The 23312-nt window shown below is 58.1% G+C and carries 22 protein-coding genes; 13 read left to right on the top strand and 9 right to left on the bottom strand.

What is annotated here, in order from left to right:
* Positions 1-28: 28 nt before the first annotated feature.
* From AAC035_RS01365 to AAC035_RS01340, 6 genes are all read left to right on the top strand, one after another.
* Complete coding sequence (locus AAC035_RS01365; RefSeq protein ID WP_339799281.1) at positions 29-634, top strand: TetR/AcrR family transcriptional regulator; 606 nt, start codon at positions 29-31, stop codon at positions 632-634.
* Positions 631-1563 carry an allantoinase PuuE gene (gene puuE / locus AAC035_RS01360; RefSeq protein WP_339799277.1) on the top strand — a complete coding sequence of 311 codons (933 nt, stop codon included), beginning with the start codon at positions 631-633 and terminating at the stop codon, positions 1561-1563. Before AAC035_RS01365 ends, puuE begins: the two co-directional genes overlap by 4 nt.
* 41 nt (positions 1564-1604) lie before the next feature.
* On the top strand, positions 1605-2627 hold the full coding sequence (alc, locus tag AAC035_RS01355) for an allantoicase (RefSeq protein ID WP_339799275.1): 1023 nt from the start codon (positions 1605-1607) through the stop codon (positions 2625-2627).
* Positions 2624-3160 (top strand): ureidoglycolate lyase, encoded by a 537-nt coding sequence (locus tag AAC035_RS01350; protein WP_339799274.1) that lies wholly within the window; start codon positions 2624-2626, stop codon positions 3158-3160. Before alc ends, AAC035_RS01350 begins: the two co-directional genes overlap by 4 nt.
* 547 nt (positions 3161-3707) lie before the next feature.
* A complete protein-coding gene (locus tag AAC035_RS01345; RefSeq protein WP_339799272.1) occupies positions 3708-5333 on the top strand; it encodes a toll/interleukin-1 receptor domain-containing protein in 1626 nt (541 codons plus the stop codon).
* 85 nt (positions 5334-5418) lie between these two features.
* Complete coding sequence (locus AAC035_RS01340) at positions 5419-7461, top strand: NAD-binding protein (protein WP_339799270.1); 2043 nt, start codon at positions 5419-5421, stop codon at positions 7459-7461.
* Here the strand turns inward: AAC035_RS01340 and AAC035_RS01335 are convergent.
* From AAC035_RS01335 to AAC035_RS01295, 9 genes are all read right to left on the bottom strand, one after another.
* Positions 7458-10661: a toll/interleukin-1 receptor domain-containing protein gene (locus AAC035_RS01335; RefSeq protein ID WP_339799268.1), complete on the bottom strand. Its 3204-nt coding sequence runs from the start codon at positions 10659-10661 to the stop codon at positions 7458-7460. The two genes, AAC035_RS01340 and AAC035_RS01335, sit on opposite strands and share 4 nt — an antisense overlap.
* Positions 10662-10707: 46 nt before the next feature.
* A complete protein-coding gene (locus AAC035_RS01330) occupies positions 10708-12606 on the bottom strand; it encodes a hypothetical protein (protein ID WP_339799267.1) in 1899 nt (632 codons plus the stop codon).
* A gap of 198 nt (positions 12607-12804) precedes the next feature.
* Positions 12805-13092, bottom strand: a complete 288-nt coding sequence (locus tag AAC035_RS01325; protein WP_339799279.1) for a crosslink repair DNA glycosylase YcaQ family protein — start codon at positions 13090-13092, stop codon at positions 12805-12807.
* 6 nt (positions 13093-13098) lie between these two features.
* Positions 13099-13590, bottom strand: coding sequence for a crosslink repair DNA glycosylase YcaQ family protein (locus AAC035_RS01320; protein ID WP_339799265.1), 492 nt, complete (start codon positions 13588-13590; stop codon positions 13099-13101).
* Between the two features lie 10 nt (positions 13591-13600).
* Complete coding sequence (locus tag AAC035_RS01315) at positions 13601-15028, bottom strand: AsmA family protein (protein ID WP_339799263.1); 1428 nt, start codon at positions 15026-15028, stop codon at positions 13601-13603.
* 317 nt (positions 15029-15345) lie between these two features.
* Positions 15346-15972, bottom strand: coding sequence for an FMN-binding negative transcriptional regulator (locus AAC035_RS01310; protein ID WP_339799261.1), 627 nt, complete (start codon positions 15970-15972; stop codon positions 15346-15348).
* Positions 15891-16403 (bottom strand): hypothetical protein, encoded by a 513-nt coding sequence (locus tag AAC035_RS01305; protein WP_339799259.1) that lies wholly within the window; start codon positions 16401-16403, stop codon positions 15891-15893. The genes AAC035_RS01310 and AAC035_RS01305 overlap by 82 nt, the downstream gene beginning before the upstream one ends.
* A 298-nt stretch (positions 16404-16701) precedes the next feature.
* The gene (locus AAC035_RS01300) at positions 16702-17103 is read right to left on the bottom strand and encodes a PIN domain nuclease (RefSeq protein WP_339799257.1); all 402 of its coding nucleotides are present in this window, start codon (positions 17101-17103) and stop codon (positions 16702-16704) included.
* Positions 17100-17294 carry a type II toxin-antitoxin system VapB family antitoxin gene (locus tag AAC035_RS01295; protein ID WP_137436767.1) on the bottom strand — a complete coding sequence of 65 codons (195 nt, stop codon included), beginning with the start codon at positions 17292-17294 and terminating at the stop codon, positions 17100-17102. Before AAC035_RS01295 ends, AAC035_RS01300 begins: the two co-directional genes overlap by 4 nt.
* A gap of 198 nt (positions 17295-17492) precedes the next feature.
* On the opposite strand from AAC035_RS01295, the gene AAC035_RS01290 reads away from it, so the two are divergent.
* The 7 genes from AAC035_RS01290 to AAC035_RS01260 all read left to right on the top strand — a co-directional run bounded on the left by AAC035_RS01290 (position 17493) and on the right by AAC035_RS01260 (position 23295).
* Positions 17493-17750 (top strand): type II toxin-antitoxin system Phd/YefM family antitoxin, encoded by a 258-nt coding sequence (locus tag AAC035_RS01290; RefSeq protein ID WP_022990189.1) that lies wholly within the window; start codon positions 17493-17495, stop codon positions 17748-17750.
* Complete coding sequence (locus tag AAC035_RS01285; protein ID WP_339799249.1) at positions 17738-18040, top strand: type II toxin-antitoxin system RelE/ParE family toxin; 303 nt, start codon at positions 17738-17740, stop codon at positions 18038-18040. The genes AAC035_RS01290 and AAC035_RS01285 overlap by 13 nt, the downstream gene beginning before the upstream one ends.
* Before the next feature lie 95 nt (positions 18041-18135).
* The gene (locus AAC035_RS01280) at positions 18136-18618 is read left to right on the top strand and encodes a GNAT family N-acetyltransferase (RefSeq protein WP_339799248.1); all 483 of its coding nucleotides are present in this window, start codon (positions 18136-18138) and stop codon (positions 18616-18618) included.
* 420 nt (positions 18619-19038) lie between these two features.
* Positions 19039-20388: an amidohydrolase gene (locus AAC035_RS01275; RefSeq protein WP_339799247.1), complete on the top strand. Its 1350-nt coding sequence runs from the start codon at positions 19039-19041 to the stop codon at positions 20386-20388.
* Between the two features lie 14 nt (positions 20389-20402).
* Positions 20403-21365, top strand: a complete 963-nt coding sequence (locus tag AAC035_RS01270) for a 2-oxoglutarate and iron-dependent oxygenase domain-containing protein (protein ID WP_339799245.1) — start codon at positions 20403-20405, stop codon at positions 21363-21365.
* 86 nt (positions 21366-21451) lie between these two features.
* Entirely contained in the window at positions 21452-21913 is a 462-nt protein-coding gene (locus AAC035_RS01265) for a MarR family winged helix-turn-helix transcriptional regulator (protein ID WP_339799243.1), read from the top strand.
* The gene (locus tag AAC035_RS01260) at positions 21910-23295 is read left to right on the top strand and encodes an MATE family efflux transporter (protein WP_339799241.1); all 1386 of its coding nucleotides are present in this window, start codon (positions 21910-21912) and stop codon (positions 23293-23295) included. Before AAC035_RS01265 ends, AAC035_RS01260 begins: the two co-directional genes overlap by 4 nt.
* Positions 23296-23312 lie beyond the last annotated feature (17 nt).

Raw genomic sequence — 23312 nt, 5'->3', positions numbered from 1 at the left:
AAAAAGCCGCAAGTACCGTCCGGGTCGTATCCGGGAACGAAACCGGGAAAAAATACTGGCGGCGGCGGAAGAAGAGTTTGCCCAGCATGGCTTCCGGGGCGCCACCATCCAGAACATCGCCGAGCGGGCGGGGTTGCCGAAATCCAACGTGCTCTATTACTTCAGCAACAAGAAGCTGATGTACGGGGCCATGTTTGACGACATCCTGTCCCGCTGGAACAAGGTATTCACCGACATCAAGCCGGACGATGACCCGGCCGAGGCGCTGTCATCGTTCATTCGCACCAAGGTGGACATGTCCCGAAAATACCCGCTGGCATCGCGGCTGTTTGCCATGGAAATTATTCAGGGCGCGCCCTTTTTGCTGGAGCACCTGCGCACCAACATGCGGGAATGGGTGCGGGGCAGGGCAGAGGTGATCCAGCACTGGATCGATGAAGGCCGGATGGCGCCGGTAGACCCGGTACAACTGATTTTCCTGGTCTGGTCATCCACCCAGCATTACGCCGATTTTCAGGTGCAGATACTGATGGTGGAGAACAAGGCCGAGTATGAGAAACGCGACTTCGACCACGCCGCGGACTTTCTCACCGGCATGATTTTGCGTGGCTGTGGACTGGAGCAACCGGCATGAGCAAAACCCCGGCTTATCCCCGCGATCTGCAGGGCTATGGCGAATATCCTCCCCACGCCCAATGGCCAGGCCAGGCCCGGGTGGCGGTGCAGTTTGTGCTGAACTACGAGGAGGGTGGCGAGAACTGTGTTTTGCATGGTGACGCCCATTCGGAAACTTTCCTCTCCGAGATCATTGGCGCCCAGCCCTACGCCGACCGGCATATGAGCATGGAATCCATGTATGAATACGGCGCCAGGGCCGGCGTGTGGCGGATTCTGAAAGAGTTCCGCAAGCGTCAGCTGCCGCTGACGGTATTTGGCGTCACCATGGCCCTGGCCCGCAATCCTGAAGTGACCCGGGCCTTTATCGATGACGGCCACGAGATCGCCTGCCACGGTCTGCGCTGGATTCACTACCAGGACATGAGCGAAGCAGACGAGCGCAGCCACATGGAACAGGCCATCGAGCAGCACACCGAGCTCACCGGTCAGCGCCCTCTGGGCTGGTACACCGGCCGCGACAGCCCCAACACCCGGCGTCTGGTAGCGGATCAGGGCGGCTTCGAGTACGACAGCGACTATTACGGCGATGATCTGCCGTTCTGGACCCGGGTCACCACCAGCGATGGCCACGATCAGCCCCACCTGGTGATTCCCTATACCCTGGATGCCAACGACATGCGCTTTGCCTCACCCCAGGGCTTTAACTCGGGTGAGCAGTTTTATCAGTACCTGAAGGACAGCTTCGATGTGCTCTACGAAGAGGGCGCCGAAACCCCGAAAATGATGTCCGTTGGGCTGCACTGCCGGCTGATTGGCCGGCCAGGCCGGTTCCGGGCCTTGCAGCGATTTCTGGATTACGTGCAATCCCACGAACAGGTGTGGATCTGCCGGCGCATTGATATTGCCCGGCACTGGAGAAAGACCCATCCCTTCGAAAACACCTGAATCGTCTATCAATCAACAAATCACCAAAAGAGACACGCACTATGAGCAATGCCATCGTCGCCCCCGATGTAGAAGGGCCGGAATTCACCCGTCAGGGCCTGAACCTGGCGGATGCGAGCCTGGGTGCGGAAGTGCTGGCCGCTACTGACGAGTTCTTCGCCCCCGGTGAGCGGATGCTGAACCCGGAACCAGCGGTGTTCTACCCGGACAAATTCGACGACCATGGCAAATGGATGGACGGCTGGGAAACCCGACGGCGTCGTACCACCGGCCATGACTGGAGCATCGTGAAGCTGGCCATGCCCGGGATACTGCTGGGGGTGGATTTTGACACCAGCTTCTTTACCGGTAACTTTCCCCCGGCGGTGTCTGTGGAGGCCTGCTTCAGTCCTGACCTGGTGCCGGACGATCACAGTGCCTGGCAACCGTTGATTGCAGCAACCGAGCTGAAAGGCAACGACCACCGTTTCTGCGAGATCCACTCCGACCAGCCCTGGACCCACCTGCGGGTGCATATCTACCCGGACGGTGGTCTGGCCCGGCTGCGGGTTTACGGCAAGCCCTTCTGCGACTGGGCCAGCCGTGAACTCTCCGAGAGCGTCAACCTGCTGGCCCTGGAAAACGGCGGCGATCAGGTGGCCTGGAGCGATGCCCACTACGGTGAGCCCCGCAAACTGCTGCGCCCCGGCCGTGGCATCAACATGGGCGATGGCTGGGAAACCCGCCGCCGCCGGGAACCGGGCAACGACTGGTGTATCCTGGCCCTGGGCCACAAAGGCATTCCGCAACGCATCGAGGTGGACACGGCCCACTTCAAGGGCAACTTCCCCGCCGCCTGTTCGATACAGGCTGCCTGCGTGGAAGCGGGCGCCGGTACCGCCAGATCCCAGGTGACCCAGAGCATGTTCTGGCACACCCTGCTGGACGAGCAACCCCTGACCGCCGACGCGATCCACGAATTCAGTCAGCTCAACGACCTGGGCCCCATCACCCATATCCGCTTCAACATGATTCCGGACGGTGGTGTCAGCCGGGTGCGGCTGTTCGGGAAGCCGGTGAAATGACCTCCGGTGCAGCCAGGGCGACCCGAACCCTCAAGGCCGAGCCCCTGACCCGGGAGGCCTTTGCGCCCTTTGGCGAAGTGATTGAGACCCAGGGGGCCGAGTCATTCCCCATCAACGGCGGCCGCACCGAGCGTTTTCATGGGCTCGCCGAGGTTCAGCTGTTGGGGGAAGAGGCCACGGGCATTCTCTCCATCTTCCGGGGTCAGCCCCTGGCGCCGCTGGAAATTACCCTGATGGAGCGTCACCCCCTGGGCAGCCAGGCGTTTGTGCCCCTCAACCACCGGCCGTTTCTGGCGGTGGTGGCCCCCCCCGGCGATTTTGATGAGACTGCCATCCGTGCCTTCTATGTGGCCGGCCATCAGGGCGTAAGCTACCGCGCAGGTACCTGGCACGCACCGTTATTACCGTTGCAGGCAGATTCCGACTATCTGGTGGTGGACCGCCAGGGGGCGGGGAATAACTGTGATGAGGTGATCTTGGAGAGGGCTGTGGTGCTGGATTTGGCCAAGGGCACAGGCATCCAGAAAGGCTGAAGATCCGTATGGATAGGACTATCCCAACCAGAGCCGTAACCCATGTCGAAGCCTGAGCCTACCAAAGATTCAGCAAACCCGCACCGACTGCCGTGCCGGGGCTGCCTTCCTGATTGCCCCAATTACGCCACCTGCAACGGTACTCCCTGGCGGGCGGTGACCCCTTTAAAACCGCACTAGGCGGAGCCTTTTCAGGCTCAAGTCGATTTCCGGGCTGCAACCAGGCTTTCGGGGGGAGCGTGCTGTTGTCGTAGAATATTTCGGACTCTCCTTGGGTGGTGGCCTGCAAGCAGGTCGTTAGCCACTCATGCAGCTTTGCGGACACACTCGGGCCAGGTTTTCATTTATCTTTATTTTGTCCTGGAAAACGTTAAAACATTGTGCGGGAATGATTGCGCCGACGGTTTATTTACTATGTCGACTTTTACAATGCTAAACGTTTAAACTCATTAAAAGTTGTATTTCGCCTGGAAAATATGAATAGCTGATTGCGTAAGTATCCATTGCAGGGTGCATCATCGTCTCGCACCTTCCGGAGGTTCATCCGATGAATGCAACAGTGGGCAATGCAGACAAGGCGCGTGAATACACGGTCTTTGTCAGTCACGCTTCAGCTGACCGCGATATCGCTGCAGAGTTTGTGGATGCGATAGAAAGTAAAGGACTTACCGCCTGGATCGCACCAAGAGATATATCTCCGGGACGAGAATATGCCGAGGAGATCATTAAGGGCATTGATCAGTCGAAGTGCTTCGTACTGCTTGTGTCAGGAGCTTCCAATCTTTCAGCTCATGTCCGGCGAGAAGTCGAACGGGCTGCATCGAAGTCAAAACCGATCTACCCGGTTCGCATTGAAGATGTGCCGCCGTCGCCAAAGCTGGAATACTTCATTTCCATGCATCAGTCCCTCGATGCGCTGGACGGCGTTCTCGCAACCCATGCCGAACGGATTGCTGCGGCGATCGCATCGGATGAGGAATGGGTGGATAACCGAGTTCTTACCCGCCGTCGCCGCTGGCGAATCGGTGCAGGTCTTTCCAGTATATTGCTGGCTGCAGTGGTCTTCATCAGCGTCGTCTTCGCCCCCGATATGCGCACTTTTTTCATGAACCACCAGGACCGCGCTGTCAATGAACTCGCAAAGCGGGGGAGTGCGCTTGGCAGCGCGGACGTCGCTCGCGCAATGGGCAGTGCGAATGTAGCCGAGCTTGATCTTTTTCTGGAGGCCGGGATCGGGTCGGGGGCTCTCACCGATGGTTTTGTTCAGGCGGGACGAACGTTCTTTGAGCGCAGCCAGGGCAATCCGGAGGCTGTTCGCTGGCTCAAAGATGCCATTGCGGCAGGGGTCGACCCCAACCTCACCGTTGAGAGCGAGCACTATGTTCGGGAAGGGCTGATCTCATCAGCGTTCGGAAGCGGAAATGTAGCTGCCATTCTCGCGTTGCTTGAGTCAGGTGCAAGCCCGCACCCCTATCAGGACCTGCATTTATCCCCCTACGCCGTTCCGAGGATTTTATTTCCTTATACCTATGCTTTCAGACAAGATCAGTGGACCGACGCCCAGCAAGCTAAGGTCGCGCGTGGCTTGGCAGCTGCGGGCGCCGCCCTGGTCTCTCCGGAAGAAGATGCATTCAGCTTCCAGCACCATCACATTGATCAATACAAGCAACTGGTGGAAGCCTCTGAGAGGCTTGACCTGGCTTCGGCAGTTCGTCCCTCGGGTTGTGCCGCGCGACTCAGTGAACCCATATGCGAAAGGGCGACGGCAGAAGCCGGCAAAGACTGGTGTGCAGTGGCCAAAAGCATGCCGGAGCATATCGTGGCTGGGAACAGTTACGACCATAGGATGGTTGGCTTTACCATTCATCACCTCCTGACCGTCGTGCAGGGAAGGGGGTATTTCCTGGCCACCACACCGAAAGGTTGGCACGGTGGTTATGCCTTGCTGGAGGTGGCAGCCAACGAACGGGACTGGTCGCTCTACCAGTTTATGTCCCCCGGAGCAGGGCTCGGACATTGCAAACCTTACATAGACCAACCGGACTATCGGCCCGACAACTGCTGGCGCCGCTTTTCGATGCGTTGGGAGCCCGATCGGTCGGTCGTACGTCTGAGCGATTATTACGATTATACGGCACGGGAATGTTCAACCGCTTCCACATCCGACAGGTGAGCATGCGCTTTCGTTTTTTTATCCTGAACGGAGATCAGGCCTTTGCGTTGCCGCCGGGCATGGTTCTTACCGGGAGACGCACCGCATGACCAGCGCACTGAGCCATCAGGTTGCTCTTGTCCTGTGGGGGCTTCTTCTTGCGTTGGTGGTCTATCGCTATTCCCGGAGGTTCCCGGCGTGGACGTTGCTGGTTACCGCACTGCTTGCTCTCTTGCTTCGGATTGCCGGGTTTTTTCTCTACGAAATTGAAGTGCAGGCCGGTGAGCTCGGTTACGTGGGGCTGTTGGCAAATGCGCTGTTCATGTCGGTCCAGCTGCTTTTCATGGAGGATGGCCCCGCGCCTGATGACAATATCCTGATCCAGATGTCGCGATTTGCGGCCCTCGCGACCGTGTTCCTGCTGGCCTATGAGGCTATCCACAGACTTTTTGCCGACTCCATTCAGCGTGTGATGCTGCAATTGAACAGACAACATGTGGTGATTTGCGGTCTCGGACAAATCGGCTATCACCTGGTGCGCGACCTGCGGACCGCGACGGCAGGGAATGCCAGGAAACCGCCGGCTATTCCGAAAGTGATCGTCGTTGAGCCCAACCGGGATAACGACTATCTGGATGCCGTGCGTGAACTCGGAGCTGTTGTGGTTCATGGGGATGCAACTGACATTCAGATGCTCAGGCGCATCAACGCCCATAACGCGCGTGACGTGTTCTTCCTGACGGGCAAGGACGAAGTGAATATCGAAGGTGCCTGCAAACTTGAAGACCTCATCGTTGAAGGGCTTCGGCCGGGAGATCACCCATCACCGGATATTTATGTACATGTCCGCCACGCAGATCTTGAGAGAGTAGTCGAGAATCGCCGAGGCTCCGCTTCCGATCCCTGCCGTAGCCGTATCAAGGCCTTTAACGTTATTGATCGCTCGGTGAGGGATGTTGTTGGCAATCTTGTTCTGCCCTGGCGGCCGCACACACCGTCGCAGGTTGCCCACTTTGTGATCGTTGGTTTCGGTGAGGTGGGCCAGAGGCTGGCCTTGCGGTTGGCAGAGCTGGCGCACTTTGAGAACTACAAGCGCTCGCGTATGACCATCGTCCACGGTGCCTGCGAACAGGACTCGGTGCGGCGATTCCGTCAGGTGTATCCACGGATGATGTCCACGGAGGCTCCGGCTGATGTCTGGATGCCGGATGCCGGCAGGGATGACTGGTCCTTCGGTGTTTCCGTGGCAGACCGTAATAACCCACAGCCAGGTGACTGCGGCGTGCCGTTTGTAGTCAACGGGGGCTGGACGGAGTTGGAGGCGGCGCCGGAGTCCGACGAGTTTCTGGAGCGGATCGTGGACCTGGCCGCTACCCCCGGGGTGCGCCCCTTTGTGTTTATCTGCAGGGAATCCGACGAGCTGAATTGCTCGCTGGCGCAAAAGCTGCGCACGGAACTGGATCAACGGCTGAAGGTAAATGGCGCGAGCGACGGCACGTCACTGCGCTACCGGGATGGCCTGGCGCCGGTGCCGATTTTTTCGTATGTGCCCCGACGCCCCATGCTGACGCGACTGGTCGACAGCCCGGACCTGATCAGTTTCGGCGCATCCGACCTGGTCTGCACCTACCGGGAGCTGACCCGGGATTTGCAGCGACCGCTGGCAGAAGCACTGGCCGCCGATTTTTACCACGACTACGAAAAAAGAAAGGCAGTTGCCGCCGGGGAACCGCCGCGTCACACGGAGGCGCCCGCCTTCCCGACCTTGCCGGCCTGGGAGCGGCAATCCAATCTTTCAGCCGCAGCGCACCTGAATATCAAACTGGCCGCGCTGGGCATGAAGCTGGTTTATCGAGATGGCACTGGCGCGCCGGTGGACGCTGCCAAAATCACCCCCGAACAACGCGAGAACGTGGCCCGCATGGAACACAACCGCTGGCTGGCCGAGCGCCTGCTCAATGGCTGGACCTTTGGTGAGCGTGATAATGCTCACAAACGTCGGCTGTCCCTGGTCGACTGGGATAGTCTCAGTAGCGACGAGCTGGCCAAGGACCACGAGCAGATTGATCGGATTATCGGCTTTTGCAGTAAACATCCGGTTATCGGGTTGAGCAAGGTGGAAGGTGAACTTGACAAAGTCGACTGTTAGTCAAGCTTCTCCGCGCTGCCGTCTGGGCGGTAGCCGATCTGACTGATTTGCTCGCCGCGGAGTTCGTACCGATACTCGAATCTGACAAATCCGCCGAATATCGCTATAGGTTCGCCATTGACACCGAAGGTGGCCTGTTTGGTTAGGTTACCGTGCGCATCAAAGCTCTGCGTGAAGCGGTGATACCCGGTTCGGTGTGATACCGGCTCATTGTTAATTCCGAAATAGGCCTGCTCGGTGACATTGCCGAGCCCATCGAGAACCTGAGTGAAGCGATGATAACCGTCTTGGTGTAGTACCGGCTTATCGTCGACTCCGAAGTAGAACTTCCCGGTGACGTTGCCGCGCACATCAAAGGCCTGCGTGAAGCGGTGAACGCCGTCCCGGTTTGACGCTGGCGCATTATCGATTCCAAAGTAGGCCTGCTCGGAGATATTGCCGTGCGCATCGAAGGTCCGCGTGATTCGGTGGTAGCTTTTAGCTCGCAACACCGGCTTACCGTCGACTCCGAAGTATACCTGCTCAATGGCGTTGCCGCGTTCATCGACGGCCTGCGTGAAACGGTGATACCCGTCCTGGTGCGACACAGGATCATTATCAATCCCGAAATACGCCACCTCGGTCAGATTGCCGCGCGCATCGACGAGCTGGGTGAGGCGATGAAACCCATCACGGTGCAGCACTGGTTCACCGCCGATCCCGAAGTAGGCCTGCTCGATAAGGTTGTCACGCGAATCGACGATTTGTGAGAGGCGGTGATAACCGTATTGCAATAGCATCGGTTCACCGTCGACCCCGAAGTAGGTCTCCTCCGTAACGTTACCCCGCGAATCGACGACCTGCGAGAGGCGGTGATACCCGTCCCTTTGCAGTACTGGCTCACCGTCGACCCCGAAGTAGGCGGCCTCCGTAACGTTGCCACGCGCATCAAAGTGCCGCGTGAAGCGGTGATAGCTGTCCTGGTACAGCACCGGCTCCCCGTCGATACCAAAGTATGACTGCCCTGTGATATTGCCACTTACATCTACGTCTCGCGTGATGCGGTGATTCCCGTCCTTGTGTAGCACCGGCTCACCATCGATTCCAAAGGTGGCCTGTTCGGCAATGTGGCCACGCGCATCGAAGTCCCGTGTAATACGGTGGTACCCGTCCCTATGCAGCACCGGCTCACCGTCGACACCAAAGTACGCCACCTCAGTCAGATTGCCGCGCGCATCGAAGTTCTGAATTCTGCGGTGATTTCCGTCCCGGTGCAGTACCGGCTCACCGTCAAGCCCGAAGTGGGCCACCTCCGTAAGGTAGTCACGCGCATTGAAGATCCTGGTATGGTGATGAATCCCATACTGGTTTAGCACGGCCTCACTGTCGGCCCCGAAGTAGGTCTGGTCGGTAACGTTGCCACGTTCATCGACTTTTAATGAGAAGCGGTGATAACCATACTGCACAAGCATCGGCTCACCGTCGATTCCGAAGTAGGTCTCCTCGGTAACGTTGCCGCGCGCATCGCGTACTTGCGAGAGGCGGTGGTACCCGCCCCTCCGGAGCACGGGCTCACCGTCGGCCCCGAAGTAGGCTTCCTCCGTAACGTTGCCCCGCGCATCAAAGTCCCGCTTGAAGCGGTGATAACCGTCGCGGTGCAGCACCGGTTCCCCGTCAGTGCCAAAGTGAGACTGCTCTGTGACATTGCCGCGTAAATCTACGTCTTGCGTGATGCGGTGATAGCCGTCCTGGCGCAGCACTGATTCACCATCGACACCGAATACAGCCATCTCGGTGTAGTTGCCTTGCGCATCGACAGCCCCCTTGACGCGGTGATAGCCGTCCGCGTGAAGCGTTGGCTCGTCGTTCGCTCCCAGATAGCGTCGATCTACCGGGTCGCCGAGCTCACTGAGCGCAATGTCCACCGCTACGATGCCGCGCCGGCTGGCCTGTGGCTCGCCGTTAAAGCCCAGATTGATAACACGGGTTGGCACGAAGTTATCGCCGTGATAAACGAAACGCTGACCAAAGACCCCTTCGGCGTTGGCACGGCGCACTCTGTTGAGATTGAGGTATATTCGGCTGATTGCTCGCCCCTGCTCATCGTAGTGAATCTCGTGCCCGGTGACATCCGAGCGCTGGCCTCCGCCCTCAACACCAATTTCAAGTCCGCCCGCAGTGGCTGCCTGGGCCAGCGGCGCATCCCGGTGCTCCTGCCGGAATTCCACAAACTGGTAAGGGCCGGTTGCCGTATCGTTCAACTCAGTCAGGTTCTGCCGCATCACCAGCCGTTCGTTGCGGTCGCGCAGGTCGATTTGCTGGATGCTGCCATCCTCGCGATAGAACACCTGGTGAACGGCTGCGCCGTGGTTATCGTCGTCTTCGCGCAGTTGGCCGGCGCTGTTGACATGCAGCACCTGTCGCACTTTGTATTGGCGCGATTCGATCCGGTAGTGAGTCTCACGGCCGGCACGGGTGTGCGCATCCAGCCGACCGACGCCCACTGGCACACTCCATTGCGAGCCGAGGTTGGCGTAGTAGCTGACCTTGAGCCGGTTGAAATCCCAGGCCCAACCGCCTGCCGCTAGCATCAGCACGGCTGCCACGGCTGCAACAGCGCGCCGGCGACGCTGGCTCTTGCGTTCGCGGCGGGCGAAGGCATCGAAACCGAGCCCGGTAATACCCGCCACGGCCTTGAGGAGCACGCTGGTCCAGCCATCGCCTTTGGCCCGAAGGTCTCCGGCAACGGGCTCAGTGCGGGTTCCGGTCAGGGTGCCGTCAGCGTCCACGCGGTAGCGCAGGGCAGGTGGAAAGCATTCCTGGTCTGCCGTTGCCGGATCGTCTGAGGCATTAGGCTCGCCGTCCAGCATAATGGCGAAAATGCGGTCTTCACGCCCGAGGGACTTGAAGTAGCGCACCTCCTCGTTGACCCATCTTGATTTGGCTGAGTGGGGCGAGCACAGCACGATGAGATAACGGGAGGCTCGCAAGGCGTCCTCAATGGAGGCGCCCAGGTCGGAAGACAGCGGCAGCTCGTCGCGATCCCGGAAAACAGGGAAGAGGCGGCGCGGCACCGGCTCATCGCGGCCGGGGCGATCCACCAGGTCTCGTGGGATGCGGTAGGCCTCAAGCCGCCGGTGCAGTTTCTCGCCTGTGCGAGCGTCCTTTGACGAATAGGAAATAAAGGCCCAGTAGCGATAGAGGTTTGCAGGATCGGTCATGGGCCGTTGCCCCCGGTGTAGGTCTGATCTCGAGTATGCATAGCCTTCAAAACCCCGGGGTCAGTTCCCGTTCACTGTATATCAACCGCCAGATCCGCAGGTCATCGGACAATGTCAGGCTGACCTGACCCAACAGACGCCGGACGGCCGGTCGGTCCGGCGAGTCGCGCCTGGCTTCCAGGCATCTGGCCAACTGCTCCAGTTCTGACACCATGCGCCGTGATTGCTGCGCGGATGAACGGAAATCTCCGGTAGCACGAATACCGAAGATCGCCGCGCCCACCACCGGCAATGTTGCGCCAAGCAGCGTTGCCAGGGGTTTATACCCATCGGCAGCCAGCTGCCAGCCTTGCGTATAAAGTCCGAAGGCCAGGAGGTAAAGCGTGCCGCTGACAATCGTGGCGCAGAGCGATACCGCCGCCGCCTTTTCAAGCCGGTGGTCCAGCAGGTGCAACTGCCTGGCGTTGTCGCGGTGATAGCTGAGCTGGCTGTTGATCTCCTCGTGCAGGGCCACGTCAATGGCCGCGAGTAACGCATCGTAGCCGACGACGGCTGTCGGCGGCGCTATCTCTCGCAGCGATGCCCTGACATACCAGGCGATCCAGGTCTGCGCCGGATTGCCTCCGAGATTACTGATCGGACGGATGGGTGAACTACCCATCAGGAGGGGCAACCGTGCAGGACGCAGGGCTTCGTCAAGACTGCGGTAGTCGAGCCAGCGTTCACGCCACTGGCCGCGGTGACCGAGCCAGGTGGTCATAAGAATGATGCCGATGATGGCAAGCTCGACAACAACGAAGATCGCTTTTGCCGCTTTGCTCTCCCAGAAGAAGACAGCGAGCAGCCCCACGAAAACCGCCAGCGCGGCGAGTGTGAAATTGGCGATGTAGGCACTGCGGAACAGGTGTGAATAGTGCACCGCCAGGTTGTCTGCACCCAGCCAGCGCTCGCGTAAGCGCGTATCGAGTTGATTGCGGAAGGCCGGGCCACCCGTTTTCTCGGCTGCCTGACGGGTTTTGGTCCATGCTTGCTGGCGCTCGCGGGCGAGCCCGTTGTCAACGCGCAGGGAAAGACGGCGCTCTGGCAGGAATGCCCAGCGCAGGAGGTTATAACCGCTGGCCCAGCCATGGGGGTGGAATGTCTCGCTTTGGAAACTCCGCAAGCCTGCCGAGAACAGCGGCGCATCATGGGCCTCATGTGCTTGCTCCGGCAGGGCGAGATGGTTTTCCACCTGTTCCGCCAGGGCGTTGGATACAGGAGCCGTTCCGGTGTCCAGATCGAGCGCCTGCCACTCACCCTCTTCCAGCGGATCGACGGCGGTGTCCGGAACCGTCCAGAGTTTGAGTGCACCCTCAAGGGTGATCAGCACGGTGGTGATGCCGCGCAGGCGGGCCTCGTTGACAATCTCTGCTGAGCCTCCCGGGCCATCTGCGGCCTTCTGGTCCCAGATGGTGATCAGGATGTCCGCATGCGCGAGCATCAGGTGTCCGGCAGCAAGATAGCCTTCGTTGCGGCCATGGGACGTATCACCAAGATCCAGTTCCGTGCAGCTCTGCACGGCGTCATGGTCGAACATGCTCTGAAACTTCTCCAGAGCGGCTCCTTCAAAGTCCTGTGCATAGCTGTCGCGAGGAAAGGGAAGTATCAGGTTCAGGTTGTAACCGGCACCTACGGCTGCATCGGTCACGATCTGGTCCGCACCCTCGGCGATTGCTGTCGCCAGCCGAAGATCCACGGGAGTCGAGGAGAAAGGAGCTGCCTCACGTCGTGCATTGTTTTTCTCCTGCAGTGACCGGGTGACGTCGGCGAGGTAATGGAGGATTTCTGAGGCGCGATCATGAAGTCTGGCGGTGTCCACGCCCTCAAGCTTATGGGGACGGTGACCGGTAACGCCTACGCGCAAGGTCAGGCGTGGGGCGATGTATGGGCTGTCAGCTCGTTCCATGATTGCTTCCATGTCAAACATTCAGCAAATCCGGAGAGGTCTGTCGACTAAAACCGGACACACCTCCTCGACGGGCGATAGTTCTCCACCCCTGGCAGAATAATAGCGATTATTTCGTAATGCTTGCCACCTATGTAACCGTCCCCTGAAATTTATGGAGATACTTCAAAGCACACATTGCTGACTGTTTTTGCGTTGTCACTCGGAAACTTCCAGCGCAGTACGCAAACGCTGGGTGAGATGCTCAGGATAGGTCCTGGTCAAAGTTACCGAGTCGCACTGCTGAAAGTGAGAGAAGTGTTTAATGGCCTCTGCAAACGCAGCAATGACCAGATCCTCGTCAAAACAGTGCCGTTCAAGGTGAAGTGATTTGATTTCCAACGTGCCGGTTTTGCGATGGGCTTTACAATCCATGCGCCCGATAAACTCATCGCGATAAAGCAGTGGCAGACAGAAGTAGCCATACTGACGCCTGGCCTCAGGTATATAGCATTACAGCTGTTCAAGGGCTTTTTTGGCCGGCTTCCAGTCCCACCAGCCTGCGCGTTTTGCGGTGGGGTTATCCAGGTCCCGGGACCGCAACGGTCCGTGTGACCGTATGCGGGCCAGCAGCTCATCCATCAGCTTCTGGTCTGGTGTTCTGAACCAATGGGTCTGGCCACTTCTGATGGCGTGCTTGTAGGGGAGGGAAAATCGAAAATCCGCCATGGGCAGAAACGCCGCCGCGTGGGCCCAGTACTCGAAAATATCTCCATCACGCAGCATCTGGTTAGTCATGGCCGGTCTGAAATCAGGCACCCTGGAATTCAGAACATGGTGATGCGCTCGCTGAACGACCGATATAGTGTCGACCTGTACATAGCCAAGATGCCCGATCGCGTTGCGCGCCCCGGCCAGGCCACGCCCGTAGGGCTGAGCCTGCACCAGTCCCTGTGCTGACAGGGCCAGGCGGCGCAGACGCAGGAGGTCTTGTGGGCGATTCATTTCAATCATCTTATGGATGCGCAACCGAACCGCTGTAGAAAGTCTCACATTCCTCACCGGTAATCGCCTGCAGGCCGCTTTCGACCAGATCCAGCAGCGGGCCGGCTGCTGCCACGAGGAAGTTGGGTTGGTTGACGTCGGGATCGTCGAAAGAGCCGGTAATGGTTTGTTCAACAATGGCGCAACCATCGCGATCGAGTACCGCCACTTTCAGGTCCGCGAAGCGGTACCGGGCGAAGTCCAGGCCACCGCCGAGGGCCAGCCGGTTTTCCTGAGTGGTGAAAGCCACGTCCCGGGCTCGCGCGACACCGCCCTCTATCGTCCATTCCGTAACCAGCTCAACAATACGCGTGCTGCCCCCACTACCTTCAAGCAGGCCGGTAAATGCATAACCGCGGCTGGCCACAAGGCCGATGGGTCCGGCCAGAAAGACGGCGCCCACATCGATCAGGTTGAAGCGCTGGGTGGCCCTGTACTCGCCCAGCTCTTCGTCCAGATCGAACCCTTGAAGTTCCAGTCCACCGCCGGTCATGCTCAGGTTACCTGCAGTGCTGTCCCGAATCGCCTGCCAGTTGCCGCCCTGTGCGTTCAGAGAGAGCTCGAGATCCAGGGTGCCGGTGGTGGTCTGGCCCGGCGCCAGCATTGCCATGAATGCGCTGATTTCAAACCCGGAGAGCTCTCCGGTCAGGCTGAACTCGGGCGTACTGGAGGTGAGGTCCATTTCCAGCTGCCCCGAGGCCTGACCCTCAAAAACATTGGCGCTGATCGGGTCCAGGTCAAAAACGCCGTTGTCGCCATGGATCTCCATCGATAGATCGGAAACTGTAAAATTGCCCTGGCGCAGGGTCTGGCATTCCAGCTCGCCGTGGGCAGCGAACGCTGCAAGAGCGTCATCCGTCCCGCTACCGGAATGATGGATATCCTGCAGGTCCAGATCGCAGTTATCAAACTGCCATTCCAGCCCCGAAGTCCGGTCCACATAGTTCACCTGTGCCTCAGAGACCTGCAACCGCTGCAGCGATAACTCATTGGGTGATCCCGGTTCCGAACTGGACTCATAGATATTAAAGACACCCGGGCTGAGGCGTTCGATGGAAAGCGTTGGCCGTTGAAGGTGTAACTCGGTGGGGCGCACTGTGCCGGTCAGCAGGCTGCCCAGCTCTATCTGCACGCGGGCACTTTCGGCCGTGGCTACCGCCTGTCCTTCGCGGCTCACCTCGATATCGGCAAGAGTGACGCTGGCGTATGGGAACAGGCTGAAGCCTGGCGGCTCACCAATTTTCACCTCCATGCCCAGCGCATCGCCAAGCCGGGCCTCCAGCTGTGCTTTGACCCGGTCTGAATCGAAAAGCATCCAGGCCAACAAGGCCGCCACCACGAGCAGGGCGGCCAGCAACGAGATTGCCAGAAGGGTTATGCGTATTGGCTTCGTCATCATGTCACTCCCTGACTGTCAGAGGTTCGCCGGAGCACTTTTGGGAGAACGAAAAACCGGTGGCTGTGTCTGCAATTGTAGCAGTCCGTCACCGGGCTGCAGTGACCGTGATTTCGTCCAGAACCTCACCCTCCAAAGCCACTCTCCAAATCCACCCCAAGGCATGCTCTCTAGGGCCGGCAGCGCCAGTCCGTACCGATCCATTCGTATTTGTTGCGGTCTTTAAACACTCCACGCATTCTTTCAATCATGGTGACGTTCCTTGTTGGTGTTTGTAGTCGTCACTGTCGGCGAGAGGGTCGTCTGACAGCAGTCCCTATTCACGTGATGAGCTGGGACATGGCGCGGCTGTTCGCTCCTTCTTCATCGCCAAGGCCGGCTTTGACGCCGTTGCGGTTTCGCTCTGGCTGATTCTGGCTGGCTTTCAGCTTACCGGTCAGCGCTTCAATTTTAATCTCCACCCCAACAATCGCCTGCACCAGGCGATCCGTGAAATCCTCTGGGGCATCTTCCACCGACCAGGGGTTGTCCCTTTTTGACTCGTGTTTGTCGGTCAGCTGACCGACATGCTGTTTCAGCCAGGATGCATCCTGAATGACCCGGGCGTTTCCTTCTGCATGGACCGCCAGATAATTCCAGGTTGGCACAACCCGGCCGGTTTCCGCTTTGGTGGGATACCAGGAGGGTGAAACGTAGGCATCAGGCCCCTGAAAGACCGCGAGCACCCGTGGCCCATTAAGCAATCGTTGCCATACCGGGTTGTTCCGGGCGAGGTGACATTGCAGAAGGCCTAAGGAGCCCTCTTCCTCGTAATGCAAGTAGAAGGGAACATGGTTGGCTTCGATTCCCTCGTCATCGCTGACGATCAGCAGACCAAAGCCATAGTCACGAATGTATTGCTGAAGCGTTTTTGTGTTGTCTTCCCGGAAGTTACTCGGTACATACATGCGGCATAACCTCTTGATAGAAACCCTACTAACACCACCACCAGCCCGAACCAGCCCAGAAATCTTGTGACCGCAATCGGCGACCGGGTATTCAGTTCCGGGAACAGGATAGCTCCAAACGACACGGCCCGCCCGTAGCCAAAGGCCTGACCCAGGTGGTTGGTTGTTATGGCCAACTGGGGAGGCAGGAATAAACAGACAACCAGATACGTGGGCATGAAGGCTATGGCGTAGATGACCTGTAACTCAAAAGGCTCGTCACGCTTTAAGGCCAGGTACAGAAAAGTCAGGGTAAAAACTACTGTGAGTTCAATCAACTGAGGGTGCTCCCGGCGTTCTCGGTTTTCGGCCGGGCCGCGAGCATGAACAAACGTGCGGAGCAGGTCCGGAAAACGGGTCGATTGAGAGCATACTGGTGGTGGCATATCCATGGCACGAAGAGCTCCAGAAAATAAGCTGTATATCTTTTACAGTAGGGCACGGCTAGCGGCGTGAGGCACACCTCATTCCTGGGGCGATGATGGCGCTTTTTCCGGATATCCACCGGATATTCGGCCACATTTGACGGTATATTCGAAATCTACCGTCATTTTGTCGCTTTTTCGGGAATGGATATGCTGGTTTTGTGAGGTTTATATATTGCAAGATGTTGAATTATTTAGTTTTTATTTCTTTTTCTGGCACTGGGTCCGTCCAGACATATTGCCACTCTTGACGTAGAATAAACTGTTATGTTTTTCGTAGGGCAGGCTCAAGTCCAAGGTGATCAACAAAAGGTAGAAAGTCGCGATCCAAAAACAGCAAGGGTAGCTGTTTTTCTATGCAGAAGGTCGCGATGATCACGTCAGCGGTTTTTCTGATCGTGATGCCTTTTTTGCGTAGCGCACGATAGTTGTCAGCGCATTTAGCTGCCATTTTTTTGCCAAACATTTCATACTGATCCAGTGCGAGCAGGCTTTGCTTGGTCTGGCGGTATTGTTTGTCGTTGCGAATGCCTTGCAGGATTTCAAGAAATATGAGGTCGCCGATAGCGACGGAACCTTGGGCTATCGAAGCATCCAGAAGATCAGTTTGCGGGTTTTCGACTCCGTTGAAATAGTCGATCCAGACGCTGGTATCCACCAGTATCATCTGGCACTCCGCATTTCATCCAGGTTGCCTTCCCACTTGATCTTGCCGCGCAGTTTTCGAATTTCTTGCTGCTTGCTAAGCTGGACCAGAAGTTTCAGGCCTTGTTCAACGGCCTCTTTCTTGGTTTCGTAGCCGGAGGCTTTGAGGGCTTCGGCCATCAACTGGTCGTCAATGACAATGTTGGTTCTCATGTTGCACCTATGTGTACGATTGTCGATTTCTATACACAATCTAGCACTTCACGGAGAACATAACAATCGGCTGCACAGCGACCGATTTTCCGCCGCTTCGCGGCTCCAAACCGGCGCGTGAGCCAAGCGTTAGCTGGTAGTGCCTCTCCGGAATAGTGATACTATAGTGTCACTATTAGTCTGATTCAGGGTGAGCCCATGAAAGTTGAGCTTGTTACGAATCTCAAGCGCCAAGCCACAAAAATTCTGGCCGATCTGCACTTGTCTAAAGAGCCGGTACTGATCACGGAGCATGGTCAGCCATCCGCATACCTTGTCGATGTGCAGGATTACGAGTTTATGCAGCGCCGACTTGAGCTGCTTGAGGGGCTCTCACGGGGAGAGCGTGCTGTACTTGAGGGAAGAACGTACAGCCAGAGTGAGGCCAGGGAGAAAATGAGTAAATGGCTGAAGTAATCTGGACGGAGCCCGCCCTTCAAGAGCTGGATGCCATCGCTGAGTACATTGCTCTGGATAACCCTGTTGCCGCAAGTCATCTGGTTCAGGAAGTTTTCGATAAGACTGAGCGTTTGGAAGACTTTCCCCAATCCGGACGGATTCCTCCAGAGCTCCCTGATTCGGTATACCGGGAGGTAGTAGTCTCACCGTGTCGCATTTTCTATCGTGAGGATGGGCAACGGGTTCTCGTTCTCTATGTCATGCGAGAGGAGCGGCAGCTTCGTGCGTACATGCTTGAGAACAGCTAACCAGGCGCGTCACTCGGATGCCTTTGTCTCCGCTTCGCTACGTCAAGGCCGCGGGTGCGCTCTGCTTTATATATTGCTAGAAACGAGGGTATAGAGTGTCCGGTATAGTAATTCGTCAAGCGAAAATTGAAGACTCGGCTCTGATTCACAGGTTTATTACAGAGCTTGCCATTTATGAGAAAGCAGAAAATGAAGTATTGGCTACCGTTGCAGATGTAGAAAGTTCTTTATTTGGCGCCGAAACGACCACTAATGCAGTTATTTGTAACCTAAACAATGAGCCTATTGGTTTTGCGGTCTATTTTTTCAATTTCTCAACATGGCTCGGTAAGCATGGGTTATATCTCGAGGATTTGTATGTTTCTCCTGAGTATAGAGGCGTCGGTGCCGGCAAAGCGCTTCTGAAGCACCTTGCAAAAATCGCAGTGTCGAAAAATTGTGGTCGCTTCGAGTGGAACGTACTTGACTGGAATGAGCCGGCGATACAGTTCTATAAGTCAATAGGTGCAAAACCACAAAATGAATGGGTAGGCTATCGTTTGGCTGGAAAAGCTCTTGAAGAATTTGCCTGTAGTTAACAGCACATAAAAATCGACTGCCTGGCGACGGTTACTGCATTGCGGCTACGCCTCCTTGCCAAGGTCACCGCTGTGCTCCGGCGTTGTACCGAGGACGGGACAGCACGGTGAAAACGATACTTCCTGGAAATGCCGGTGCTGGTAAAAGCACTCTCTCAAAGAGATTAATTGCCAAACAGCCAGTCGCTCACCTTTCTTTTGATGAAGTGGCATTTGAAAATGGGGCGCAGCGGCACCGTGACAACTCCTGGTGCGGAACTGCCGGTGTGTGATCAGCACTGGTGCAATTCTTAACGGAAGTGGCGGAACTGAAAGTGCTTTCTGGGCCTTGGCGCCTTCGAAGCTATGGCACAGCCATTGCTTTAAAAACTGATCAACTGGTCAGTTTTGAATGCGTAAGCTGGGAGAGCCGGGAAGTCCATGAGTCACTTTGCCATTACCAATGTCGCCATTTTCACCGTGGATACCCGCGACCGGGTGATTCCCTCCGGCACGCTGCTGGTTGAGGACGACCGCATTGTGGCGGTGGGGGAGACCGGCTCTGTGGAGCTCCCGCCGGGATGCCCGGTGTTTGACGGCGAACATCGCCATGCGTTGCTGCCGGGGCTGATCGACTGCCACTCCCATTCCAGTCTGATGCGGGGCGTTACCGAGAACATGCCGCTGATGGAGTGGCTGCCCTGGTATCAGCTGGAACATCGTGCCCTGACTGAGGACTACGCCTACCATTCCGCCCGCCTGTGCTATCTGGAGGCGCTGCTCAGCGGCACCACCTGTGTGATGGATATGTACCGTTTTATGGACCGCTGTGCAGACGCAGCCGGGGAGCTTGGCTTGCGAGTGCAGCTGGCGCCTTATGTGGCGGACCGGCCGGGCAAGGATTTTTTCGCCAGCCGGGAGGAGAACCGCCGGCTGATCCAGACCCATCACGACAGCCAGCAGGGCCGTATCCGGGTGTGGATGGGGCTGGAACATCTGTTCTACTGCACCGAAGACGCCTACCGTGATGCGGTCACTTACAGCCGGGAATACGGCGTCGGCATTCACACCCACGCCAGTGAGCAGAAAGAGGAGGAGCAGGCGGTGACCGCAGAGTTTGGTCGTCGCTCCATCGCCCTGCTGGACCACTACGGCATTCTGGGGGAGCGAACGCTGCTGGCCCACTGTGTCTGGCTGAACGGTGATGAGATCCAGCGCGTCGCCGATACCGGAACCGCCATCGCCCATTGCCCCGTCAGCAATGCCAAGCTGGCCAGCGGTATTGCACCGGTACCGGACATGCTCGCGGCTGGAGTTACCGTGGGTCTGGGTACTGATGGGCCAGTGTGCAACAACAGCCTGAGTCTGTTTGAGGAAATGAAATTTGCCTCGCTGATCCAGAAGGCCTCCCGGCTGGATGCCACGGCCTTGCCGGCCCGGGACATGCTGCGGATGGCCACCATCAATGGCGCCCGGGCCCTGGGCCTGGACCGTGACATCGGCTCCCTGGAGCCGGGCAAGAAAGCCGACCTGTTATTGCTGGACACCAGCGCCCCCAACCTGGCACCGATGTCGGTGGACGAGCAGGGCGGCAATCTGCTGTGGAATCTGGTGTTTGCCGCCACCGGGGCCAATGTCTCCGGGGTGTGGGTCGACGGCCAGCCGGTGATTGCCCACGGGCAGCCGGTGCGGGTATCGGCGGGCTCAATTACCGAAGCGTCCCGCATTGCCGGTCTGCGTCTGCACGAGGCCTGCCGCAAGCTGGCCCATACACGAACCTCCATGATCTGAAGTGAGAGTGATCCATGCCATCATTACCGTTGATTTCCGTTGCCGGCCTGATCAGTGATGACGCTGACGTGCGCCGCAAAACCGCGGCCGAACTGGGCCGGGCCTGTCGTGAGGTGGGCTTTTTCTACGTCATCGATCACGGCATTCCTGAAGCGGTGGTGAACCGGGCGTTCGCAGGAGCCAGGGACCTGTTCCAGCTGCCGATCGACAAGAAGCAGGCCCTCTCCATCAAGCTGTCGCCACATAACCGGGGTTACGTGGCCATGTCCGATGAAAAGCTCAATCCCGCCGCCGGGGCCGATCAGAAGGAAGCCTTTAATATCGGCACTGACTTTCCCGATGATCATCCGGAAGTGGTGGCGGGCAAACCCTTTCGCGGAGTCAACTTCTGGCCGCCCATTGAGGGCTGGCGCGAGCAGGCGCTGGATTACTTCAATCATTGCCTGAACCTGGGGCGCACCATTCACCGGGGCTTCAGTCTGGATCTGGGCATTGATGAGCACTTTTTTGACAGTCACCTCAGCGCGCCCATTGCCACCTTGCGGATGCTGCGCTATCCCGCCAGTGCTGGTGAGCTGGACCGGGAAGATGGTGCTGCCGGCACCCACACCGACTACGGCAACGTCACCATTCTGGCCACCGATGAAGTGGCGGGTCTGGAAGTGCTCAACCGTCAGGGCGAATGGATACAGGCGCCTTATGTGCCCGGCGCCTTTGTCTGCAACATCGGCGATTGCCTGATGCGCTGGAGCAACAACCACTATGTGTCCACACCTCACCGGGTGCGGCCGCCAGAGCAGGAACGCTATTCCATTGCCTTCTTCCTGGAGGTGAATCCGGATTCTGTGGTGGACCCCAGGGATATTGTGAAGGATCAGGATCCGCTTTATCCCCCTATCCTGTGTTCGGACTATCTGGCCGAACGGCTCAATGCCACCTACGATCATCGGGAGGGTTCCCGGAAGTCGCAGGGATGATTGCTGGGTATGACCGGGTTGCACATTACTTGACATCATAAGTTGCATATACAAATATTGTATCTACAACTCTATGGTGATCGCTTATGACTGCTCCGGGCAATACCTCGCCGCGAGGCTGCACCAATTACAAAATCCGCAAGCTGATGCGCCAGGTATCTCAGTACTACGACACCGAGATTGGCCGGGCCGGGCTGAAGGCGACCCAGTTTGCGTTGCTGGGGCAACTGGCCAGGCTGGGCCCGATACGGCCGGGAGATCTGGCCCAGACCATGGGTATGGATGCCTCCACCCTGACGCGCAACCTTAAACCCCTGACCGACGCCGGCCTGGCCCGGACCGAGCAAGGTACCGATGCCCGCAGTCGCAGCGTGACCATCACCGATGCCGGTCATCAGAAATGGGCCGAGGCGCGGGAGTACTGGAAAGTTGCCCAGGGCCACATCAACAATGTGCTGGGTGCTGATAGGGTAATCGCACTTCACAAGTTGCTCGATGAGTCACTGGAGCTGCTTGCCCACCCCACGGACGAGGTGACATCACCATGAGCACAGTTCCTGTAACTACCACTACGACTACGCCGGCGCCGACTCGCACAGAACAGATGCTGAGTCGCCCGGCGCTGCCACTGATACTGGCGCTGGCAGCACCGAACGCCATTGCCTTTCTGGTGCAGGGCACGGTCAGCATGACCGAAGTCTGGTTTATCAGTCAGCTGGGTGTCGAAGCACTGGCCGCCATCGCCCTGATGTTTCCGGCGATGATGCTGATGCAGATGCTGTCCAACGGAGCCATTGGTGGCGCCCTCAGCAGTTCGGTGGCCCGGGCTCTGGGCCGGGGCCGCAAGGATCAGGCGGAGGCGCTGATCTGGCATGGTCTGGTGATCGCATTAGCGGCCGGCGCTCTGTTCTGGACGCTGTGGCTGGTGGTCGGAAGTACCTTGCTTCAACAGCTCGATGTCTCTGCGGGGGTGATCGACGAGTCTGTGCGTTATGGAAACATTCTGTTTGCTGGGGGCACGGCACTCTGGGCCATGGGTATTATCGCCGCCATTTATCGCGGCATGGGTGAGATGCGATTTCCGGCGATGGTGATGGTGGTTGGCGCCTGTGTGCAGATCCCACTCTCCGGCGCGCTGATCCTCGGCTGGTTCGGTTTGCCTGCGTTTGGTGTGGCCGGAGCGGCCATCTCGGTGGTACTGGCCATGGGTTTAATGGCGACAGTGCTGCTGGCGAGGCTGCTGGGGAGCGGCCATGTGCTGCAACTTCGGTTGTCCGCGCTGCAACTGCAGCGGGGACTGTTTGCGGATATCTTCCGGGTAGGCGCCCTGTCGTCCCTGTCGCCGGTGCTGACAGTGCTGGCTATCGCTGCGGTCAATGTGATTGTCAGTGGCTTCGGGGCCGCAGCACTGGCGGGTTACGGCATTGCCGCCCGGCTGGAATTCCTGTTGATCCCGATGGTGTTCGGCATCGGTGCCGCCATGACCGCTATTGTCGGTACCAACGTGGGTGCGGGCAATATTGCCCGGGCCGAGCAGGTGGGTTGGACCGGAGGTATTCTCGCCGCCGCTCTGACCGGCAGTGTTGGCCTGCTGCTGGCCATCGCGCCGCAACTCTGGATCGGGTTGTTCACCGACGATCCTGAAACCTTCGCCGCCGGCGCCCGCTTCCTGCAGATAGTCGGCCCGGTGTTCCTGTTCCAGGGTTTGGGCCTTGCGCTCTACTTTGGCTCACAGGGGGCCGGTGTCGTGCAGTGGCCGGTGTTCGCAGCCCTGGTGCGCTTTGTGGTAGCGATCGGCGGTGCTGCGCTGGCCGCCTACGTATTTGGTTATGGCCTTAACGCCGTCTACGCCTTTATTGCCGCTGGCATGTTGCTGTTCGGAACCATTACGGCGGGGGCCGTGTGGTTCGGGGCCTGGCGGCGAGGCTGATCAGCTCCATAAATTGC

The sequence above is a fragment of the uncultured Marinobacter sp. genome (assembly GCF_963974375.1).
GTDB lineage: Bacteria > Pseudomonadota > Gammaproteobacteria > Pseudomonadales > Oleiphilaceae > Marinobacter.
Note: the sequence above shows the minus strand (reverse complement) of the source record. Positions and strands in the feature narration are given on the sequence as shown.